This is a genomic window from Streptomyces geranii (assembly GCF_002954775.1).
Lineage (GTDB): Bacteria > Actinomycetota > Actinomycetes > Streptomycetales > Streptomycetaceae > Streptomyces > Streptomyces geranii.
In genome coordinates this window covers 130,033-148,125 of sequence record NZ_PJME01000006.1, presented here as the reverse complement: position 1 = coordinate 148,125, position 18,093 = coordinate 130,033, and the positions used below count along the sequence as shown (strand labels likewise).

Genomic DNA, 18,093 nt, shown 5'->3' with positions numbered 1-18,093 from the left:
CGGCATCCGCTCGATCACGCTCAATGAGGAGCCTCAAGATGCTCGACCGAACCGTGGGGAACCCGAAGAGACGGCGCAGGGCTCGGAGCCTCGGCGCGGTGGCTCTGGCCGCCTGTACCGGCCTGGTCCTCAGCGCCTGCGGCAGCACCAAGGACTCCGTCGCCTCGGGTGGCGGCGACGGCGACGGGACGGGCAAGGTCGGGGTGATCCTGCCGCTGCTGACCTCGCCGTTCTGGCAGTCGTACAACGACTACGTGCCGAAGATGGCCAAGAGCGAGGGAGTCGACGCGCTGAAGACCGTCAACTCCAACAGTGACCCCTCGCAGCAGATCACCGACATCAACAACCAGCTCAACCAGGGAGTGAAGGGGCTCGTCGTCGCGCCCCTCGACAGCGCCGCCATCGAGGCCGGCCTCGACCAGGCCGAACGCAAGGGCGTGCCGGTCGTCGCCGTCGACGTGGCGCCCGAGGCGGGCAAGGTCGCCATGGTCGTACGCGCCAACAACGTCGCGTACGGCGAGAAGGCCTGCGAGTACCTCGGGGAGCACATCACCTCGGGCAAGGTCGTGCAGATCATGGGCGACCTGGCGTCCGTGAACGGGCGGGACCGGTCGGAGGCGTTCCGGGCCTGTGTGAAGGAGAAGTTCCCCAAGCTCAAGGTGCTGGAGATACCGGCCAAGTGGGAGTCGGACACCGCCGCCTCCAAGCTGGACACCCTCCTGAACGCCAACCCGGACATCAAGGGCATCTACATGCAGGCCGGCGGCGTCTACCTCGCGCCCACCCTGCAGACCCTCAAGTCCAAGGGCATGCTGAAGAAGACCGGCGAGGCCGGGCACATCACGATCGTCTCGAACGACGGCATCCCGCAGGAGTTCGACGCCATCCGCAAGGGCGAGATCGACGCGACCGTCTCCCAGCCCGCCGACCTGTACGCCAAGTACGGCATGTACTACATCAAGGCGGCGATGGCGGGGAAGACCTTCGAGCCCGGCCCGACCGACCACGACTCCACGATCGTCAAGCTGCCCAGCGGCATCCTGGAGGACCAGCTGCCCGCTCCTCTGGTCACAAAGGAGAACGTCGACGACGCCGCGCTCTGGGGCAACACGGTCGGATGAGCAGCCAGCCACGGGAGAACCCGGACACCCCCCTCGTCCCGCTCGTCGAGGCGCGCGGCATCACCAAGCGGTACGGTCCCACCACCGCGCTCCAGGACGGTCGACTGACCGTCCTGGCAGGTGAGTCGCACGCCCTCGTCGGGCGCAACGGCGCCGGAAAGTCCACCCTGGTCACCATCCTCACCGGCCTCCAGGCGCCGGACGAGGGCACGGTCCGTTTCGACGGGCAGCCCGCGCCCCCGCTCGCCGACCGGGACGCCTGGCGCTCCAAGGTGGCCTGCGTCTATCAAAAGCCCACTGTCGTACCCGAGTTGACGGTCGCCGAGAACCTCTTCATCAACCGGCAGCCCACCGGCCGGGGCGGAGTCATCAGCTGGCGCCGACTGCGCACCGAGGCCGCCGAACTCCTCGACACCTGGGACGTCCACGTCGACCCTGAGGCCCGCACCGCCGACCTCAAGGTCGAGGACCGCCAAATGGTCGAGATCGCGCGGGCGTTGAGCTTCGGCGCCCGGTTCATCGTCCTCGACGAACCGACCGCCCAGCTCGACAGCCGGGAGATCGACCGCCTCTTCACCCGGATGCGCGCGCTCCAGGACTCGGGCGTCACCTTCCTGTTCATCTCGCACCACCTCCAGGAGGTGTACGAGGTCTGCCAGACGGTGACCGTCCTGCGGGACGCCCGCTGGATCACCACCGCCCCCGTCGCCGACCTCCCGCGCACGGCCCTGGTGGAGGCCATGGCGGGGGAGACCATCGCCGAACAGGCCTTCACCCCCAAGGGGGTTGAGCCCGGAGCGCCGGTGCTGCTGGCCGCCGAAGGGCTCACCTCACCGGCGTACGAGAACATCGACCTGACCGTCCGCCGCGGTGAGGTCGTCGGGCTCGCCGGGTCCAGTGGCAGCGGCAAGATCGAGCTGGCCGAGTCCTTCGCCGGGCTGCACACGCCCACCGGCGGAAGTGCTCAACTCGACGGCGGGCGGCTGCCGTTCGGGGACGTGCAGGCGGCGCTGACGGCGGGCGTCGCCTGTGTGCCGCGCGACCGGCACGAGCAGGGGCTGGTCTCCGGGATGACCGTCGGCGACAACGCCACCATGAGCGTCCTGCGCCGCCTCGGCCGGTACGGGTTCGTCTCCGGCGACCGCAAACGCGGCTTCGCCACCGCCCTCATCGAGCGTCTCGACATCCACACCGAGGGCCCCGACCAGCCCGTCTCCGACCTGTCCGGCGGCAACGCGCAGAAGGTCGTCATGGCCCGCGCCCTCGCCTCCGACCCCAAACTGCTCGTCCTCATCAACCCCACCGCGGGCGTCGACGTGAAGTCCAAGGAGTCCCTCCTCGCCCGTATGGACAGCGCCCGCGAGGACGGCACCGCGGTCCTGGTCGTCTCCGACGAACTCGACGACCTGCGGCGCTGCGACCGCGTACTCGTCCTCTTCCACGGCCGCGTCGTCGCCGAGCACCCGGCGGGCTGGCGCGACCACGAGCTGATCGCCTCCATAGAAGGAGTGGACCATGGCTGACACCAAGGCTCCGCCGCTCGCCCCCCTACGGGCCCCGGACCCGCGCTCGGCCAAGACCGTACTGCTCCGCCGGGCCCGCGAACTCGCCCTCGTACCAGCCCTGTTGCTGCTCATGGTGCTCGGTACGGTGGTCAACGACTCGTTCCTCACCGAGCGCAACCTGATCTCCATCCTCGGCGCGTCCGCCGCCCTCGCGATGGTCGTGCTCGCCGAGTCGCTCGTCCTCATCACCGGCAAGTTCGACCTCTCCCTGGAGTCGGTCGTCGGTATCGCCCCCGCAGTCGGCGCGTTGCTGGTGCTGCCGGTCGCGGCCTCCGGGTGGGGGACCGAATTCCCGGCCGTGGTCGCCCTGTTGGCGATCCTCGTCGCCGGTGGTCTGGTCGGCGCCTTCAACGGCATCCTCGTCGTCAAGTTCAAGCTCAACGCGTTCATCGTGACGCTCGCGATGCTGATCGTGCTGCGCGGACTGCTTGTCGGCGCGACCAAGGGCAAGACCCTCTTCGGCATGCCCGACTCCTTCTACTCGCTTGCCACCACCACCTTCCTGAGCGTGCCGATGTCGGTGTGGGTGGCGGGCGCCTGTTTCGCCGTCGCCGGGCTCGTGCTCAGGTACCACCGGGTCGGCCGTGCCCTGTACGCGATCGGCGGCAACGCGGACGCGGCGCGCGCCGCCGGTATCCGGGTCGAGCGGGTGATGCTCGGGGTGTTCGTCGTCGCCGGAGTGCTCGCCTCCGTCGGCGGGATCATGCAGACGGGGTACGTCGGGGCGATCAGCGCCAACCAGGGCAACAACATGATCTTCACCGTGTTCGCGGCGGCCGTCATCGGCGGCATCAGCCTCGACGGCGGCAAGGGCACGATGTTCGGCGCCCTGACCGGCGTACTCCTGCTGGGTGTCGTACAGAACCTGCTGACCCTCGCCCAGGTGCCGTCGTTCTGGATCCAGGCGATATATGGCGGAATCATCCTGGTCGCCCTCATGATCGCCCGCGTGACGACAGGACGTGCACAGGACTGATGCCCGAACCACCGACACCACCAGCCGCACTTCCGGCTTACCCCTGAGGTTCCCCCTGCGGAACCCCTGCCCCTGAACGAAAGGCATTCCGTGTCACCCACCCCCGGCCCCCCCGCCCGCGTCACCGCGGTCGACACCTACGACATCCGCTTCCCCACCTCGCGCGAGCTGGACGGCTCCGACGCGATGAATCCCGACCCCGACTACTCGGCGGCCTACGTCGTGCTGCGTACCGACGCGGTCGACGGGCACGGGTTCACCTTCACCATCGGGCGGGGCAACGAGGTCCAGGTCGCCGCGATCGACGCGCTGCGCGGGCATGTGGTCGGCCGGTCCGTCGACGAGCTGTGCGCGGACCCGGGCACCCTCAACCGCGACCTGATCGGCGACAGCCAGCTCCGCTGGCTCGGACCCGAGAAGGGCGTGATGCACATGGCGATCGGCGCCGTCGTCAACGCCGTGTGGGATCTTGCCGCCAAACGGGCAGGTCAGCCGCTGTGGCAGTTGCTCGCCGAGGCCGAGCCCGAGTGGCTCGTCCGGCAGGTCGACTTCCGGTACCTCACCGACGCGCTCACACCCGAGGAGGCCCTCGACCTGCTACGCCGGGGCCGGGTCGGCGCAGCCGAACGTACCGCCGACCTGCTGGCGAAGGGCTTCCCCGCCTACACCACCTCCGCCGGCTGGCTCGGCTACGACGACGAGAAGCTCACCCGGCTCGCCGCCCAGGCCGTCGCCGACGGGTTCACCCAGATCAAGCTCAAGGTCGGGGCGGACCTCGACGACGACGTACGCCGCTGCCGGGTCGCCCGGTCCGTCGTCGGGCCGGACATCCGGATGGCGATCGACGCCAACCAGCGCTGGGACGTCGACGAGGCGATCCGCTGGACCAAGGCGCTCGCCGAGTTCGACCCCTACTGGATCGAGGAGCCCACCAGCCCCGACGACATCCTCGGCCACGCGGCGATCCGCCGGGCCGTCGCCCCCGTCAAGGTCGCCACCGGCGAACACGTCCAGAACCGGGTCGTCTTCAAGCAGCTCCTCCAGGCCGACGCCCTCGACATCGTGCAGATCGACGCGGCCCGCGTCGGCGGCGTCAACGAGAACCTCGCCATCCTGCTGCTCGCCGCCAAGTTCGGCGTCCCCGTCTGCCCGCACGCGGGCGGCGTCGGCCTGTGCGAACTCGTCCAGCACCTGTCGATGTTCGACTACGTCGCCCTGGCCGGCACGACCGAGGACCGGGTCATCGAATACGTCGATCATCTGCACGGCCACTTCCTCGACCCCGTGGTGATCGGGCAAGGTCACTACCGGGCACCGACCGCGCCCGGCTTCTCCGCGACCATGCGGCCGGAGTCCATCGCGGAGTTCACGTTCCCCGGCGGCACCTTCTGGGCCGCCGACCTGGCGAAGGAGAAGGGGCAGGCCGCATGACCGACTTCGAGGGTCTCAAGGCGCTGGTCACGGGCGGCGCGTCCGGCATCGGCCGGGCCGCGGCAGAGCTGCTGGCGGCGCGCGGCGCAGAGGTCGCCGTCCTCGACCTGGACCCGTCGTCGGTCGAGAAGCCACTCGTCGGGTATCGGGCCGACGTCACCGACGACACCTCCGTACGGGAGGCCGTGGCCGCCGCCGTCGCCGAACTCGGCGGTCTCGACATCCTTGTCAACAACGCCGGGATCGGCGCCCAGGGCACCGTCGAGGACAACGACGACGACCAGTGGCACCGCGTCTTCGACGTCAACGTGGTCGGCATGGTGCGGGTGGCCCGTGCCGCGCTGCCGCATCTGCGGAACTCGGCGCACGCCGCCATCGTGAACACCTGCTCCATCGCCGCCACGGCCGGCCTGCCGCAGCGCGCCCTGTACAGCGCCACCAAGGGCGCCGTGTACTCGCTCACCCTCGCCATGGCCGCCGACCACCTCCGCGAGGGCGTCCGCGTGAACTGCGTCAACCCGGGCACCGCCGACACCCCGTGGGTCGGCCGCCTGCTCGACGCGGCCCCCGACCCCGCCGCCGAACGCGCCGCCCTGGAGGCCCGCCAGCCCTCCGGCCGCCTGGTCTCCGCCGCCGAAGTCGCGGGCGCCATCGCCTACTTGGCGAGCCCTCTGTCCGGCGCCACCACCGGCACCTCACTCGCCGTCGACGGCGGCATGCAGGGCCTGCGGCTGCGGCCGGTGGGCCAGTGAAGACGCTCGGCGGCAGCGGAGTCCCGGTCAGCGGCCTCGGCTTCGGCGGCGCAGTCATCGGCAACCTCTTCACCGAGGTGACCGACGAACAGGCGCACGCGGCAGTCACCGCCGCCTGGGAGAGCGGCATCCGCTACTTCGACACCGCCCCGCACTACGGCCTCGGCCTCGCCGAACGCCGACTGGGCCAGGCCCTGAGCACCCGCCCCCGCGCCGAGTTCACGGTCTCCACGAAGGTCGGACGCCGACTGGAACCCGCCCAGGACGGCGGCGACGACCTCGCCAACGGCTTCGCGGTCCCCGCCACCCTGCGCCGCGTCTGGGACTTCAGCGCCGACGGCGTACGCCGCTCCCTGGAGGCCAGCCTCGAACGCCTCGGCCTCGACCGGGTGGACGTCGTCTACCTCCACGACCCCGACGACCACGCCGAACAGGCCTTCCACGAGGGCTACCCGGCCCTGGAGAAGCTCCGCTCGGAGGGCGTGATCGGCGCGATCGGCGCCGGGATGAACCAGACGGAGATGCTCACCCGCTTCGTCCGCGACACGGACGTCGACGTGGTCCTGTGCGCGGGCCGCTACACCCTGCTCGACCAGAGCGCCCTCACCGACCTCCTGCCCGCCGCAGTCGAACGAGGCGTCTCCGTGGTGATCGGCGGCGCCTACAACTCCGGCCTCCTGGCGGACCCGAGGCCGGGAGCCACCTACAACTACGCCGACGCGCCGGACGACTTGCTGCAACGGGCCCTGCGCATACGGGAGACCGCCGAGCGGCACGGCATCACCCTCCGGGCCGCCGCCCTCGCCTTCTGCGCGGCCCACCCGGCAGTCGCCAGCGTGCTCGTGGGCGCCCGCTCGGTGGCCGAAGTCCAGGACGCAGCCGCCCAGTTCGCGACCCCGATACCTGACGCCTTCTGGCAGGAACTGCGCGACACCGGCCTCCTGAGCACCGAGGAACCGCCGGAGGTCCCGTCATGAGGGTCGCCCTGCACACCAAGGTCCGCGCCGACCGCGTCACCGAGTACGACGCCGCCCACCGCGAGGTCCCCGTCGAACTGACCGACGCGATCCGCGCCGCCGGAGCCACCTCCTGGACGATCTGGCGCAGCGGCACCGACCTCTTCCACGTCCTGGAGTGCGCGGACTACGCCCTCCTCCTTGCCGAGTTGGAGAAACTGCCGGTCAACGTCGCCTGGCAGGCCCGGATGGCCGAACTCCTCGACGTGGTGCACGACTACTCCACCGAGGGCGCGGAGTCGGGCCTGCCGGTCGTCTGGGAGCTGCCGTGACGATCGTGGACGCCCACCACCACCTCTGGGACCTCTCCGTCCGGGACCAGGACTGGATCGCCCAAGGCAGCCCACTGCGACGGGACTTCACCGTCGCGGACCTGGCACCCGAGGCCCGCGCGGCCGGCGTCGACCGCACGATCCTCGTCCAGACGATCACCGTCCCCGAGGAGACCCCGGAGTTCCTGGCCCTCGCGGCCGAGCACGAGCTGATCGCGGGCGTCGTCGGCTGGACCGACCTGACCCGCCCTGACATCGCCGACGAGCTGGCCCGACTCCGTGAACTCCCCGGCGGCGCCCACCTGAAGGGCATCCGCCACCAGGTCCAGGGCGAGCCCGACCCGGAGTGGCTGCTGCGCCCCGACGTACGCCGTGGCCTCGCCGCAGTCGCCGAGGCGGGCCTGGTGTACGACCTGGTCGTCCTCCCGCACCAGCTCCCCGCCTGCGTCAAGGCGGCCGAGTCGCTGCCCCGACTCACCTTCGTCCTGGACCACTTGGGCAAGCCGCCGATCGCCTCGGGCGCCCTGGAACCCTGGTCCTCGGACCTCCGCGCCCTGGCCGCACTCCCGAACACGGTCGCCAAACTCTCCGGCCTGGTCACCGAGGCCGACCACGCCACCTGGACGACCGCCGCCCTGCGCCCGTACGCCGACACTGCCCTGGACGCCTTCGGCCCCGCCCGCCTGATGTTCGGCTCGGACTGGCCGGTCTGCACACTCGCCGCCTCGTACGGCCAAGTCCTGTCCCTGGCAGCGGAGTTGACAGCCTCCCTCGACCCGGGCGAACGCGAGGAGGTCTTCGCGGGCACCGCGACCCGCGTCTACGGCCTCTGATCCGACCGGGCGGCCAGTCGCGTCGGCGGCATGAACTCCCGTACGTACACCCGCTCCCAGTACGCGCCCGTCGCCCGCAGCTCACGCCGGCTCGTGTACCGGTAGCGGAAGAGCCGGGCGCGGACGAAGCGCGGGGGCGCGTCCGGCGGGAACGGGGAGCTGCGGAGCAGCCGGAGCGTGTCGGGGTCGTTCTCCAGGAGCCGTTCCACCATCGCGCCGAACCACGAACCGGCGTACGCGGGCGACAGCGCGGCGAACCACATCATCCAGTCGAGCCGGAGATGGTACGGCGCGAACTGCCGTGGCCGGCGCCCTGGTTGACCCGGCTTGCCCTTGAACTCGTACTCCCGCCAGTCGGAGTCCGGACGCGGTACGACGTTGGCCGTGCCTTCGACGATCACCTCGTACCGGACCCGGCTGACGCTGCCGAACGCGCCGTAGGTGTTGACCAGATGGAGCGGGTCGTAGGAGCGGTTCATGACCTGGTGGCGCGAGAGCAGGTTGCGGACGGGACGGTAGCTGAGGGCCACCAGCGCCGACGCCACGGCCAGGACGACGATCTCGTACCAGAGCGGTGTGTCCGGGAGAGTCGCCGGTGCCGTGTCCGGGAGGCGTACCGCCGACAGGGCCAGCACGATCGTGAGCCAGTTCAGCCAGGCGAAGTTGCCCGACAGGACCAGCCACAGCTGGGTGACGATCATCAGGGACGCCGCCGCTGTCGCCACCGGCTGCGGGGTGAACAGGAGGACGGGGACGGCGAGTTGGGTGAGGTGGTTCGCCGCTGTCTCGATGCGGTGGACCGGCCTCGGGAGGTGGTGGAAGCAGCGGCTCAGCGGACCCGGCATCGGCTGGGTCTCGTGGTGGAAGTCGAGGCAGGTCAGGTTCCGCCAGCACGCGTCGCCGCGCAGTTTGATCAGACCGGCGCCGAACTCCACCCGGAACAGCACCCAGCGCAGCAGGAACAGCACCACGACCGGCGGCGCGACCTCGTCGTTGCCCAGGAACACGGCGAGGAAGCCGACTTCGAGGAGCAGCGACTCCCAGCCGAAGCCGTACCAGGTCTGGCCGACGTTGACGATCGACAGATACATCGCCCACGGCAGCAGCCACAGCAGCATGCCTGCCCAGAGGGGGAGTTGTGAGTCCAGCCCGGCGAGCAGGGCCACCGAGACCGCGCAGCCCGTCCAGGCCCAGACGGCGAAGAAGCGGTCGGAGTAGTGGAGTTGGAACACGCTCGGTGCCCGCCGGAACGGCACGTGGGCGACCAGTCGGGGGACCGGCAGCATGCCCCGTTCGCCGATGAGCGCCCGGAACTGGAGGGCCGCGCCCAGGAACGCGACCAGATAGACGCAGGCCAGGCCGCGCTGGAAGAGCAGTCGGCTCAGCCAGTACTCGGGTGCGGTGAACCACTCCACGCGACTCGCTCTCCTCTCCCCGCTCTTCCCTCCAGTGTGACGCTGGGTGACCTTCTCGGCTTGCGTGCGCCGAGCGGGTGACGCAGACAATGGGGAATGCACCGAACCCTTGTCACCGCCTGCGCCCTCTCGGCCGCCCTGCTCGTCGGCGGCTGGGAAGGCGACCCGCCGGGCGAGGAGGCCGTGTCCCCGGACGACCTCGGCTTCGGCACGAGCCAGGACGTCTGCGACGAGATCGGCCCCGACACCGTCCCCGAGATCCCCGACCTCCCCGACGGCGGTGGCCTGATTCCGGACGAGAACATCACCCCGTATGGTGCCTATGCCCCGTACGACCCCTGTGAGGACGTAGGGGAGTGAACGATGTCCGGCGAAAGGTGTCGGACAAGTCGAAGAATCAGCCAAATACTGGCAGGGTGGCCCCATGGCTGATCGGGGAGCGAGCGCCCTGTCACTCCCGGACGACTGGCCCGCCCACCCGGAACCGATTCTGGCGCTCAACCGCATGGGAACGTTCGACTGGGACCTCGACGCGGGTCTGTTCCACATGGACGCGCTGGCGCACGAGATCTTCGATCTGCGCCCCGACGAATACGACGGCCACCCCGAGAGCCTGGCCGTGCGCGTGCCCCGGGTGGAGGGCCTGCGGATCGACTCCGTCGTCTCCGAGGCGATGAAGAACGGCAGCGAGAACTACGGCGTCTACTTCCGCCTCCGCCGCCGTGACGGCTCCCTCCAGTGGACCCACACCCAGGGCTACATCCGCCGCGACGAGACCGGCCGCCCGCGCCGGGTCATCGGCATCGTCCGCGACGCCACGCAGGAGCTGCGGGACAGTCAGGCCCGTACCGAGCAGGCCGCCAAGGACGAGGTCCGGCGCCGTCAGACCAACGTCGTCCAGGTCGTCACGGCCGCTCTCGCGCACGCCCGCACGGTCGAGGACGTCATCGACGTGCTCACCAACTCGCCCGGCGTGCCCCACCTCGGCGCCGCGAGCCTCGTGATGGGCCTGGTCGAGGCCGGCCGGATCCGCCTGGTCGCCGAGGGCCCGGCTGGCGCCTCCGTGCCCGGCACCCGTATCACCCGGATCGACGAGCCCTACCCGATGGGCGACGTCGTACGGACCCTCAGTCCCCGTTTCATCGAGTCGCCCGAGGAGTTCGAGGCCGGGTACCCGATCCTGTGGCCGCATCTCGTCGACCTCAAGGTCACCTCGGCCGCCTACCTGCCCCTCATCGCGCAGGCCAGGCCGATCGGCGCCATGGGGCTGCTCTACAACGACCGGTACGGCTTCTCCGCCGAGGACCGGGCCGTGCTCGTCGCGCTCGGCACCAGCATCGCGCAGAGCCTCCAGCGGGCCATGCTCTACGAGCAGGAGAAGGACCTCGCCCAGGGCCTCCAGCAGGCCATGCTGCCGCGCTCCATCCCCAGCGTGCCCGGCGCCGACATCGCCGTCCGCTACCGCGCCGCCTCCTCCGGCGGCCAGCTCGGCCGGGACATCGGCGGCGACTGGTACGACGTGATCCCGCTGCCCGGCGGCCGGGTCGGCGCGGTCATCGGGGACGTCCAGGGGCACGACACGCACGCCGCCGCCGTCATGGGCCAGCTGCGGATCGTCCTGAAGGCCTACGCGACCGAGGGGCACCCGCCCGCCACGGTGATGGCCCGCGCCTCCGTCTTCCTCCACGAACTCGACACCGACCGCTTCGCGACCTGCCTCTACGCCGAGGCCGACCTGTCCACCGGAGTCGTCCAGGCGGTCCGGGCCGGCCACCTCGACCCGCTGGTCCGGCGCGTCGACGGCACCTGCCGCCGCGTCCCGGTCGACGGCGGGCTGCCGCTCGGCCTCTCCGCCGAGTTCGGACGCCTCGCCTACCCGGTCGCCACCCTCGAACTGGAGCCCGGCGAAACCCTCGTGCTCTGCACCGACGGCCTCATCGAGGAACCCGGCGCCGACCTCGACGACGGCCTGCGGACCCTCAGGGCGCTCATCGCCGCCGGCCCCGAGAGCGCCTGGGAACTGGCCGACCGGCTCATCGAGGTCGCCGACGAGCGGGGCGGGGACGACGACGTGGCCCTGCTGCTCCTGCGCCGCCGGGGCCTGGCCGCCGTACAGTCCGGCGGCCGGCTCCAGCAGCACGTCGCGCCCGCCGACCCCGACGCGCTGACCGGGGCCCGGCACATGATCGGCGCCGCCGTCCGGGCCTGGGGCGCCCGGGAGCGCGCCGACGAGGTCGAACTGGTGGCCGACGAACTGATCACCAATGCCCTGATGCACACCGAGGGCGCTGCCGTCGTCACCCTGCGGGTGCTGAGCGGCCCCGAACGCAGACTGCGCGTCGAGGTCGAGGACTCCTCCAGCGCCCTGCCGCGCCGCCGGGAGGCGGGGGAGTCCGGCGTCTCCGGACGCGGCCTGCTCCTGGTCGACCTCCTCTCCGACGAGTGGGGCGTGGAGGCGCGGGGCGGCGGCAAGGTCGTGTGGTGCGAGTTCACGGTGCCGCCCACGAGCTGAGCACTTCCGCCCCGGGTGGCACTCTGGACGTATGCCGGAACTTCCCGAGGTCGAAGCGCTCAGGGACTTCCTGACCGAACGGCTCGTGGGCCACGAGGTGGTCCGGGTGCTGCCCGTCGCGATCAGTGTCCTGAAGACGTACGACCCGCCGCTCACCGCCCTGGAGGGCCGCGAGGTCACCGCCGTGCACCGGCACGGCAAGTTCCTCGACCTGGTCACGGACGGCGGCCCGCACTTCGTGACCCACCTGGCCCGCGCGGGCTGGCTGCACTGGCGCGACCGCCTGCCGGACGGCCCGCCGAAACCCGGAAAGGGCCCGCTCGCGCTGCGGGTCGCCCTGGAGACGGGCGAGGGCTTCGACCTCACCGAGGCCGGCACCCAGAAACGCCTCGCGGTGTACGTCGTCCACGATCCGCAGGAGGTACCGGGCGTGGCCCGCCTCGGCCCCGACCCGCTCGCCGACGACTTCGACGAGGCACGGTTCGCGGAACTGCTGGCGGGGGAGCGGCGCCAACTGAAGGGCGCGCTGCGCGACCAGAGCTTGATCGCGGGGGTGGGGAACGCCTACAGCGACGAGATCCTGCACGCCGCGCGAATGTCCCCGTTCAAACTCGCCGCCTCACTCACACCCGAGGAGACCGGACGCCTGTACGAGGCCCTGCGCACGACCCTCACCGAGGCGATCGAACGCTCCCGGGGCCTGGCCGCCGGACGCCTCAAGGCGGAGAAGAAGAGCGGCCTCAAGGTCCACGGCCGAACCGGCCAACCCTGCCCGGTCTGCGGCGACACAGTCCGAGAGGTCTCGTTCAGCGACTCGTCACTCCAGTACTGCCCGACGTGTCAGACAGCGGGCAAACCCCTGGCGGACCGCCGCATGTCGCGCCTATTGAAGTAGCGTCCCGCAGGGACGCACTTCAGGGGCGCGGGGAACTGCGCGACCAGCCACAACGGCGCAGCACCCGAAATCACACACTCACGGCGCATCGAGAGTAACGAGATGCAGCCCCTTGTTGGTCCGCAGCTCATACCGATCGATCTCGTCAGGGTGCAGCGTCGACGCCCCCATCATCGTGCTAGCGCGAGCGTCATGCTCAGGCACGTTCCAGTTCGTCAGCGTCTCTTCCGTACCGTCGTCCGCGATGGCGACAAGGTGACACGCCCGGGGCCCGGCCCCGTCCTTCACCTTCAGCTCGATCTGGCTGCCCCAGACCGTGTTCTCACTGGTGACCTGCGCCCAGACGCCCGACCGCTCGTCGGTCGCGGCGACCTGCTGCGTCCGGTCCGCGTCGCCGCCCGCCATGATCGCGATGCCGGGTCCGGCGACCGCGAAGACCACCGCGGCGGCCACGGCGTACAGCAGACGACGCCGTCCGGCCCGGTGCCGGCTGGCGACCTCGCCGAGCAGCCGGTCAAGCAGCCTGGGGCCGGGTTGTGCCATGGGGTGCACAGAGCGCGGCGTAGCCCGCCGGTACAGCAGCAACTGCCGTGTGGCGGGACCGAATTCGGTCACATGGGCCGCGCACTGGGGGCACTCCATGAGGTGGTCCTCGAAGCGGAAGGCCTCCGCCTCGTCGAGCACGCCGAGCGCGTATGCGCCGACGTCGCGATGCCGTTCCAGGGACCTCATGCCGAATCCTCGTGCCGATGGTACGGGTGGGGTTGTGTTGCTCCCACCGATACGCAGCGCAACGCGGAATCACTCAAGGCCCATACCGAATCGAGACCTTAGGTGTTCGGAGCGGTGGTGCCCGCGGATTGGTGTGAATCTAAAAAAGATGGATCGCCAGATGACCGAGGGGCAGTCCGAGCCGCCAGGCCGGGGTCCACACCTTCGGTCCGTCGTCCTCACCGAGCACGGGCCCGCCACCCGGAACGGCGTCCAGATCAGGCGCGAGCAGCTCGGTCTCCTCCAGCCAGCGCCATGCGGCGGCGGCCAGGTCCAAGTCCGGTGCCGGAGCGCCCGAGTCGAGTGCGTCGGCCGCCAACCTGGACATACGTTCGCGGACCCAGTCCTGCCAGGGCTGGTCGTACGCCGTGAGCGAAAGCCACTTCTCCAGTTGCGTGATGACCCGGATGCCGGAAAGTTCCCCGCTGGTGTCGGAGAGGAAGATGGTGAGTGCCAGCGCGTCCCGACCCGCGCGGAACTCGAAGGACGTGGGCGGCATCAGGTCGCCCGTCCGCAGCAGCTCGTCGGCGATGTACTCGGCGTACAACCAGGCCATGGGGACGGTGAGTTCGTCCCCGCCGGCGCCGTCCGTGCTCTCGTGACCTCTGTGCAGCATCCCTTCCTGCCTTCCTCCGGTGCGTGCGCGTCGCCCGAGCCCGGGCCCCGAACCGGAGCCGGTCCGAAACACGGATGAAGACAGCTGATTGCCCAACCATGGTCCTCAGCAAGGCGCTTTACCGAGGTTTGACTCGACCATTGGTTTCACCGCAGGTCGGCCGCATACCCCGGAAGCACTCGGCGCAGGGCGCGCAGCGCGTAATACGCGCGAGATTTCACCGTACCGGGCGGGATACCGAGGGCCGTGGCGGCCTCCGCCACACTCGCCCCCTGGAAGTACACGAGCACCAGGACTTCACGATGCTCGGGAGTGAGTGTCTTCACAGCCTCCCGCACATCGAGGGTCGCCGCCGACCGTTCGGCGTGATCGGCGCAGACCCGCGCGTTCTCCAGGACCGCGTCCCCGACCTCGGCCGGCCGCGCCTGCCGGGCCCGCCGCGCGTCGATGGCCAGCCGCCTGCCCACGGTCAGCAGCCACGGCCGTACGGAGTCGAAGTCGTCGGCGCGCAGCGCCTCGGGGTGCTGCCAGGCGCGTACGAGGGTCTCCTGCACCAGGTCCTCGGCGCGCTGCCGGTCGCCGTCGCACAGGCGCAGCAGCAGGGCGAAGAGCGGTCGGCCGTGCTCGCGCTGCAGCGCGGCCAGCTCGTGCTCGGCGGTCGTCGTCCCGTGGGTGATGGTGGTTCCGGCCGTCATGGCCGTATGGCATCGCAAGGTCCCGATTCGGGACAGAGCGCGGACCGGAGTGTGCGGCGGACGGTCGGACGCGTCGACGAACGGTGCGACGAACGGTGTGAACGGCGGGTTCCTCATCCGGACGGCCCCGCCGTCGCGCCCCCGCGTGCGGCTACGGCACGACCGTGACCGGCCAGCGGCCCGCCTTCACCAGGCGGATGGCCACCGAGCCGATGATCCGGTGCCCCGCCTGCTCGGACGCCCCGACGACCACCGCGTCCGCCTTGAGGTCGTCGGCGGCCTTCACCATCCCCGCGTACGGGTCCCCGCGGAAGGTGTGGAACTCCCACCGGACGTCGAATATCCCCTTGACCTGCTCGGTCGCCTCCCGGATCTGCGCGACCAGATCCTCGGCGATCCGGTCCGTCGTCTCCGCCACCGGCGCCCCGAACGCGGCGCCCGTCGCCAGCAACGGCTGGACGTACACCAGGGCGAGCAGCGCGTGCTGACGCCGGGCCAGCCCCGCGGCGTAGGCGGCGGCGCGGAACGAGGAGTCGGAGCCGTCGACGCCGACCACGATGACCTTCGGACCGTCCGTGCCCCGCTCGAACCGGTGTCCGGAGGGCGGTGAGTGATGCTGTTCCGTCACACCGCGAGGCTATCCGCAGCCGGGGCCCCACCGGGCACGCGGGCAGGGCGCGACCGGCGCGCACTGGTCCAGGCGGGTGCTTTCGCGCCGCCGCACCGGTGGCGATGCGGGGCGGCGGGACCGTACCGGGCGACTGATGACTCATGACGAAGGATCAGTTGCTCACCCGGCGCCGGGTGTTGACGGCCGGCGCGGTCGCCGCCGTGGGAGCGGCCGGTACGGCCGCGCTGCTCACCACGGGACAGGAACCGGCCCCCGCAGCACCGCCCGCCGCGGGCCCCCCGGCGCACCGCGCGCTCAAGCCCTCCGCGTACCGGCTGGAACCCCTCACCGGCTACGGCCCGCCCCGCACTGCCGCCCACGGCCGCACCCTGGTCCGCCACGAACCGCTGCTGCGGGTGAACGGACGTGGCCGCACCATGGTGCTGACCTTCGACGACGGCCCCGACCCCCGCTACACCCCGGACATCCTCAAAACCCTGCGCGAGCACGACGTCCGCGCGATGTTCTTCGTGTGCGGGGAGATGGCCGTCCACAACAAGGACCTGCTCGCCGAGATGACCGAGGACGGGCACGTCGTCGGCAACCACACCTGGTCCCACCCGCTGCTCACCCGGCTCGGCCGCGCCGAGATCCGCTCCCAGATGGAGCGCACCAGCGAGGTCGTCGAGGACGCCTGCGGCGAGGCACCCGTCTGGTTCCGCGCCCCCTACGGCGCCTGGAACCGGGCCGCCTTCCAGATCGGCGCCGACCTCGGCATGGAACCCCTCGCCTGGACGGTCGACACCCTCGACTGGATGACCCCGGGCACCCGCAGCATCGTCGACCGGGTCGAGCGCGGCGCCGCCCCGGGCGTCGTGGTGCTCTCGCACGACGCGGGCGGCGACCGCTCGCAGAGCGTCCGGGCGCTGCGCGACTATCTGCCGGAACTGCTGGACTCCGGCTACCACGTCACCGTACCGACCCGGCATTACACGTAGCGGAATTCACCGGTCCACCGGAACCGGGCTTCCGCCCGCCGGTCGGGGAACGCTCAGCGAACCTCGACCAGGCGGGCGAAAACGACGACATTTCCGTTGTAGCCGTTCTGCTTCGAGAAACCGCCGCCGCAGGTGATGACCCGCAATTCGGGGGTGTTCCGGCTGCCGTAGACCCGGTCGCCGGGGAAGTTGTCCTTCTCGAAGACCTCGATGCCGTAGATCTCGAAAACGGCCGTTTTCCCGTCCTGGCGGTGGACCTCGACGCGATGCCCCTTCTTCAGGGCCCCGAGGCCGTAGAACACGGCGGGGCCCTGTTTGTTGTCGACATGGCCGACGACCACCGCGGTGCCCTTCTCGCCGGGCGACACGGCGCCCGTGAACCAGCCGGCCAGATTCGGGTCCTCCGGCGGTGGGGCGTCCACCCACCCGGCCGCGTCCAGGCCCACCGGCAGCACCGGCGCGTCGACCGAGATCGCGGGGATCCGCACCCGGTCGACCACCGAGTACGGCAGCGCGGCCGGGGCGCCCGAGAAGGTGCCGCCCGGGAGCCGGGCGTCCGCCGCCGCGGCCGAGGCGGGCTGCGGCGGGCCCACGTCGAATTCCCCGGAACCGTTCCGAATGAGAGCGAGGCCGGTCAGCAGAACAAGCGCTATCACGCCCCACGGAGCGCGCTTCTTCCGCCGCTCCTCCTCTTCCGCCAGCTCGGACGCAGACATTCGTCATCCCCTCTCGACCCGGCCGTCGCCGCGTCAATCGCGCATACGAGAACGCTAAGTGCCCGGCGGGAAACCGGCGACGGGGCAGCAGCGAACGGGTGGCGCACATGTCGGTCACGACTCGTCATGAGCCATCCGGGTCGCCGCGGAAAGTATTTTTCTGACGGTCCGTGACCTGCGGCAATATCTGATTGCGCGGTCATTGCCCGGCGTGTCCGCTCACCAGGACGGACCATTCCCGAAATGCGGCTGCGCGCAAGGCATCTGAGGGTTCGTCTGGGAGGCGTTTTCTCGCCGATCGACCGGGGACGGGTCCCGGGGCGCCTTCCGCGGAGGTTCAACATGCGTATTACTCGTGCCCTGGTGGTTTCCGCCGCCACGGCTGCCGCGGTGGGGCTCGCCGCCCCGGCGGCCTCGGCCTGGGACCAGCCGTCCAGCGTCACCGCCGCCCCGAGTGTCATCGCTCCGGGCGGTCAGCTGGTGCTCACGGCCAACGGCTCCGCCTGCGCCGTGAGCGGCAGCAGCATCAGCTCCAACGCCTTCCCGGCGACCAAGTTCAAGTCAGTGAACGGCAGCACGGCCACGGCGACGGTGACCGTCAACTCGAACGCCACCGCAGGTTCGTACAGCGTCACCACCAACTGCGAGGGCCACTCGAAGACCTTCACCAGTGTCTTCACGGTCATCGGTGGTGTCCGGGGCGGTCTCGGCGGCAGCAGCTCCACCGGGGCCACGCCGACCGACATGGCGATCGGCGGCGGTCTGGTGGCCGCCGCGCTCGTCGGCGGTGGCGTGTTCTGGATGCGCCGCCGGTCCGAGAGCCGCATCTGACGTTCGACCCCGCACAGCCCTTCGCCCCGGAACCCGTCAGGGTCCGGGGCGAAGGGCTGTACGGATGC

Annotated in this window: 19 protein-coding genes; 13 read left to right on the top strand and 6 right to left on the bottom strand. The window is 70.8% G+C overall.

The features are described from left to right. Window positions 1-38: 38 nt before the first annotated feature. The 8 genes from CW359_RS11370 (at window position 39) to CW359_RS11335 (ending at window position 7,966) form a co-directional block, all read left to right on the top strand. Complete coding sequence (locus tag CW359_RS11370) at window positions 39-1,121, top strand: sugar ABC transporter substrate-binding protein (RefSeq protein WP_105969740.1); 1,083 nt, start codon at window positions 39-41, stop codon at window positions 1,119-1,121. Continuing rightward, entirely contained in the window at window positions 1,118-2,644 is a 1,527-nt protein-coding gene (locus CW359_RS11365; protein ID WP_105969739.1) for a sugar ABC transporter ATP-binding protein, read from the top strand. The genes CW359_RS11370 and CW359_RS11365 overlap by 4 nt, the downstream gene beginning before the upstream one ends. Next, entirely contained in the window at window positions 2,637-3,662 is a 1,026-nt protein-coding gene (locus CW359_RS11360; protein WP_105969738.1) for an ABC transporter permease, read from the top strand. The genes CW359_RS11365 and CW359_RS11360 overlap by 8 nt, the downstream gene beginning before the upstream one ends. Before the next feature lie 90 nt (window positions 3,663-3,752). Beyond that, window positions 3,753-5,093 carry an L-fuconate dehydratase gene (locus CW359_RS11355; protein ID WP_105969737.1) on the top strand — a complete coding sequence of 447 codons (1,341 nt, stop codon included), beginning with the start codon at window positions 3,753-3,755 and terminating at the stop codon, window positions 5,091-5,093. Next, window positions 5,090-5,845 (top strand): SDR family NAD(P)-dependent oxidoreductase, encoded by a 756-nt coding sequence (locus tag CW359_RS11350; RefSeq protein WP_105969736.1) that lies wholly within the window; start codon window positions 5,090-5,092, stop codon window positions 5,843-5,845. The genes CW359_RS11355 and CW359_RS11350 overlap by 4 nt, the downstream gene beginning before the upstream one ends. Further along, entirely contained in the window at window positions 5,842-6,822 is a 981-nt protein-coding gene (locus CW359_RS11345; protein WP_105969735.1) for an aldo/keto reductase, read from the top strand. The genes CW359_RS11350 and CW359_RS11345 overlap by 4 nt, the downstream gene beginning before the upstream one ends. Then, window positions 6,819-7,133, top strand: a complete 315-nt coding sequence (locus CW359_RS11340; protein WP_105969734.1) for an L-rhamnose mutarotase — start codon at window positions 6,819-6,821, stop codon at window positions 7,131-7,133. Before CW359_RS11345 ends, CW359_RS11340 begins: the two co-directional genes overlap by 4 nt. Continuing rightward, window positions 7,130-7,966: an amidohydrolase family protein gene (locus tag CW359_RS11335; RefSeq protein WP_105969733.1), complete on the top strand. Its 837-nt coding sequence runs from the start codon at window positions 7,130-7,132 to the stop codon at window positions 7,964-7,966. The genes CW359_RS11340 and CW359_RS11335 overlap by 4 nt, the downstream gene beginning before the upstream one ends. Here the strand turns inward: CW359_RS11335 and CW359_RS11330 are convergent. After that, window positions 7,954-9,381 carry a lipase maturation factor family protein gene (locus CW359_RS11330; protein WP_105969732.1) on the bottom strand — a complete coding sequence of 476 codons (1,428 nt, stop codon included), beginning with the start codon at window positions 9,379-9,381 and terminating at the stop codon, window positions 7,954-7,956. The genes CW359_RS11335 and CW359_RS11330 overlap by 13 nt on opposite strands. A 96-nt stretch (window positions 9,382-9,477) precedes the next feature. Here CW359_RS11330 and CW359_RS11325 point away from each other — a divergent pair, with 96 nt between their 5' ends. The 3 genes from CW359_RS11325 (at window position 9,478) to CW359_RS11315 (ending at window position 12,788) form a co-directional block, all read left to right on the top strand. Further along, entirely contained in the window at window positions 9,478-9,741 is a 264-nt protein-coding gene (locus CW359_RS11325) for a hypothetical protein (RefSeq protein WP_105969731.1), read from the top strand. A gap of 64 nt (window positions 9,742-9,805) precedes the next feature. Further along, complete coding sequence (locus CW359_RS11320) at window positions 9,806-11,893, top strand: SpoIIE family protein phosphatase (protein WP_105969730.1); 2,088 nt, start codon at window positions 9,806-9,808, stop codon at window positions 11,891-11,893. 31 nt (window positions 11,894-11,924) lie between these two features. Further along, window positions 11,925-12,788 carry an Fpg/Nei family DNA glycosylase gene (locus CW359_RS11315; RefSeq protein WP_105969729.1) on the top strand — a complete coding sequence of 288 codons (864 nt, stop codon included), beginning with the start codon at window positions 11,925-11,927 and terminating at the stop codon, window positions 12,786-12,788. Window positions 12,789-12,866: 78 nt separating this feature from the next. Here CW359_RS11315 and CW359_RS11310 read toward each other — a convergent pair whose 3' ends face one another. From CW359_RS11310 to CW359_RS11295, 4 genes are all read right to left on the bottom strand, one after another. Next, a complete protein-coding gene (locus CW359_RS11310; RefSeq protein ID WP_105969728.1) occupies window positions 12,867-13,520 on the bottom strand; it encodes a zf-HC2 domain-containing protein in 654 nt (217 codons plus the stop codon). A 139-nt stretch (window positions 13,521-13,659) separates the two neighbouring features. Continuing rightward, window positions 13,660-14,175, bottom strand: coding sequence for a hypothetical protein (locus CW359_RS11305; RefSeq protein WP_105969727.1), 516 nt, complete (start codon window positions 14,173-14,175; stop codon window positions 13,660-13,662). Window positions 14,176-14,321: 146 nt separating this feature from the next. Further along, a complete protein-coding gene (locus CW359_RS11300; RefSeq protein WP_105969726.1) occupies window positions 14,322-14,870 on the bottom strand; it encodes a sigma-70 family RNA polymerase sigma factor in 549 nt (182 codons plus the stop codon). Window positions 14,871-15,021: 151 nt separating this feature from the next. Beyond that, a complete protein-coding gene (locus CW359_RS11295; protein ID WP_105969725.1) occupies window positions 15,022-15,498 on the bottom strand; it encodes a universal stress protein in 477 nt (158 codons plus the stop codon). A gap of 143 nt (window positions 15,499-15,641) precedes the next feature. On the opposite strand from CW359_RS11295, the gene CW359_RS11290 reads away from it, so the two are divergent. Further along, window positions 15,642-16,478: a polysaccharide deacetylase family protein gene (locus tag CW359_RS11290; protein ID WP_105969724.1), complete on the top strand. Its 837-nt coding sequence runs from the start codon at window positions 15,642-15,644 to the stop codon at window positions 16,476-16,478. Between the two features lie 53 nt (window positions 16,479-16,531). Here the strand turns inward: CW359_RS11290 and CW359_RS11285 are convergent, their stop codons facing one another. After that, on the bottom strand, window positions 16,532-17,194 hold the full coding sequence (locus CW359_RS11285; RefSeq protein ID WP_105969723.1) for a class F sortase: 663 nt from the start codon (window positions 17,192-17,194) through the stop codon (window positions 16,532-16,534). Between the two features lie 342 nt (window positions 17,195-17,536). Here CW359_RS11285 and CW359_RS11280 point away from each other — a divergent pair, with 342 nt between their 5' ends. Next, window positions 17,537-18,025, top strand: coding sequence for a hypothetical protein (locus CW359_RS11280; protein WP_105969722.1), 489 nt, complete (start codon window positions 17,537-17,539; stop codon window positions 18,023-18,025). Window positions 18,026-18,093: the final 68 nt, after the last annotated feature.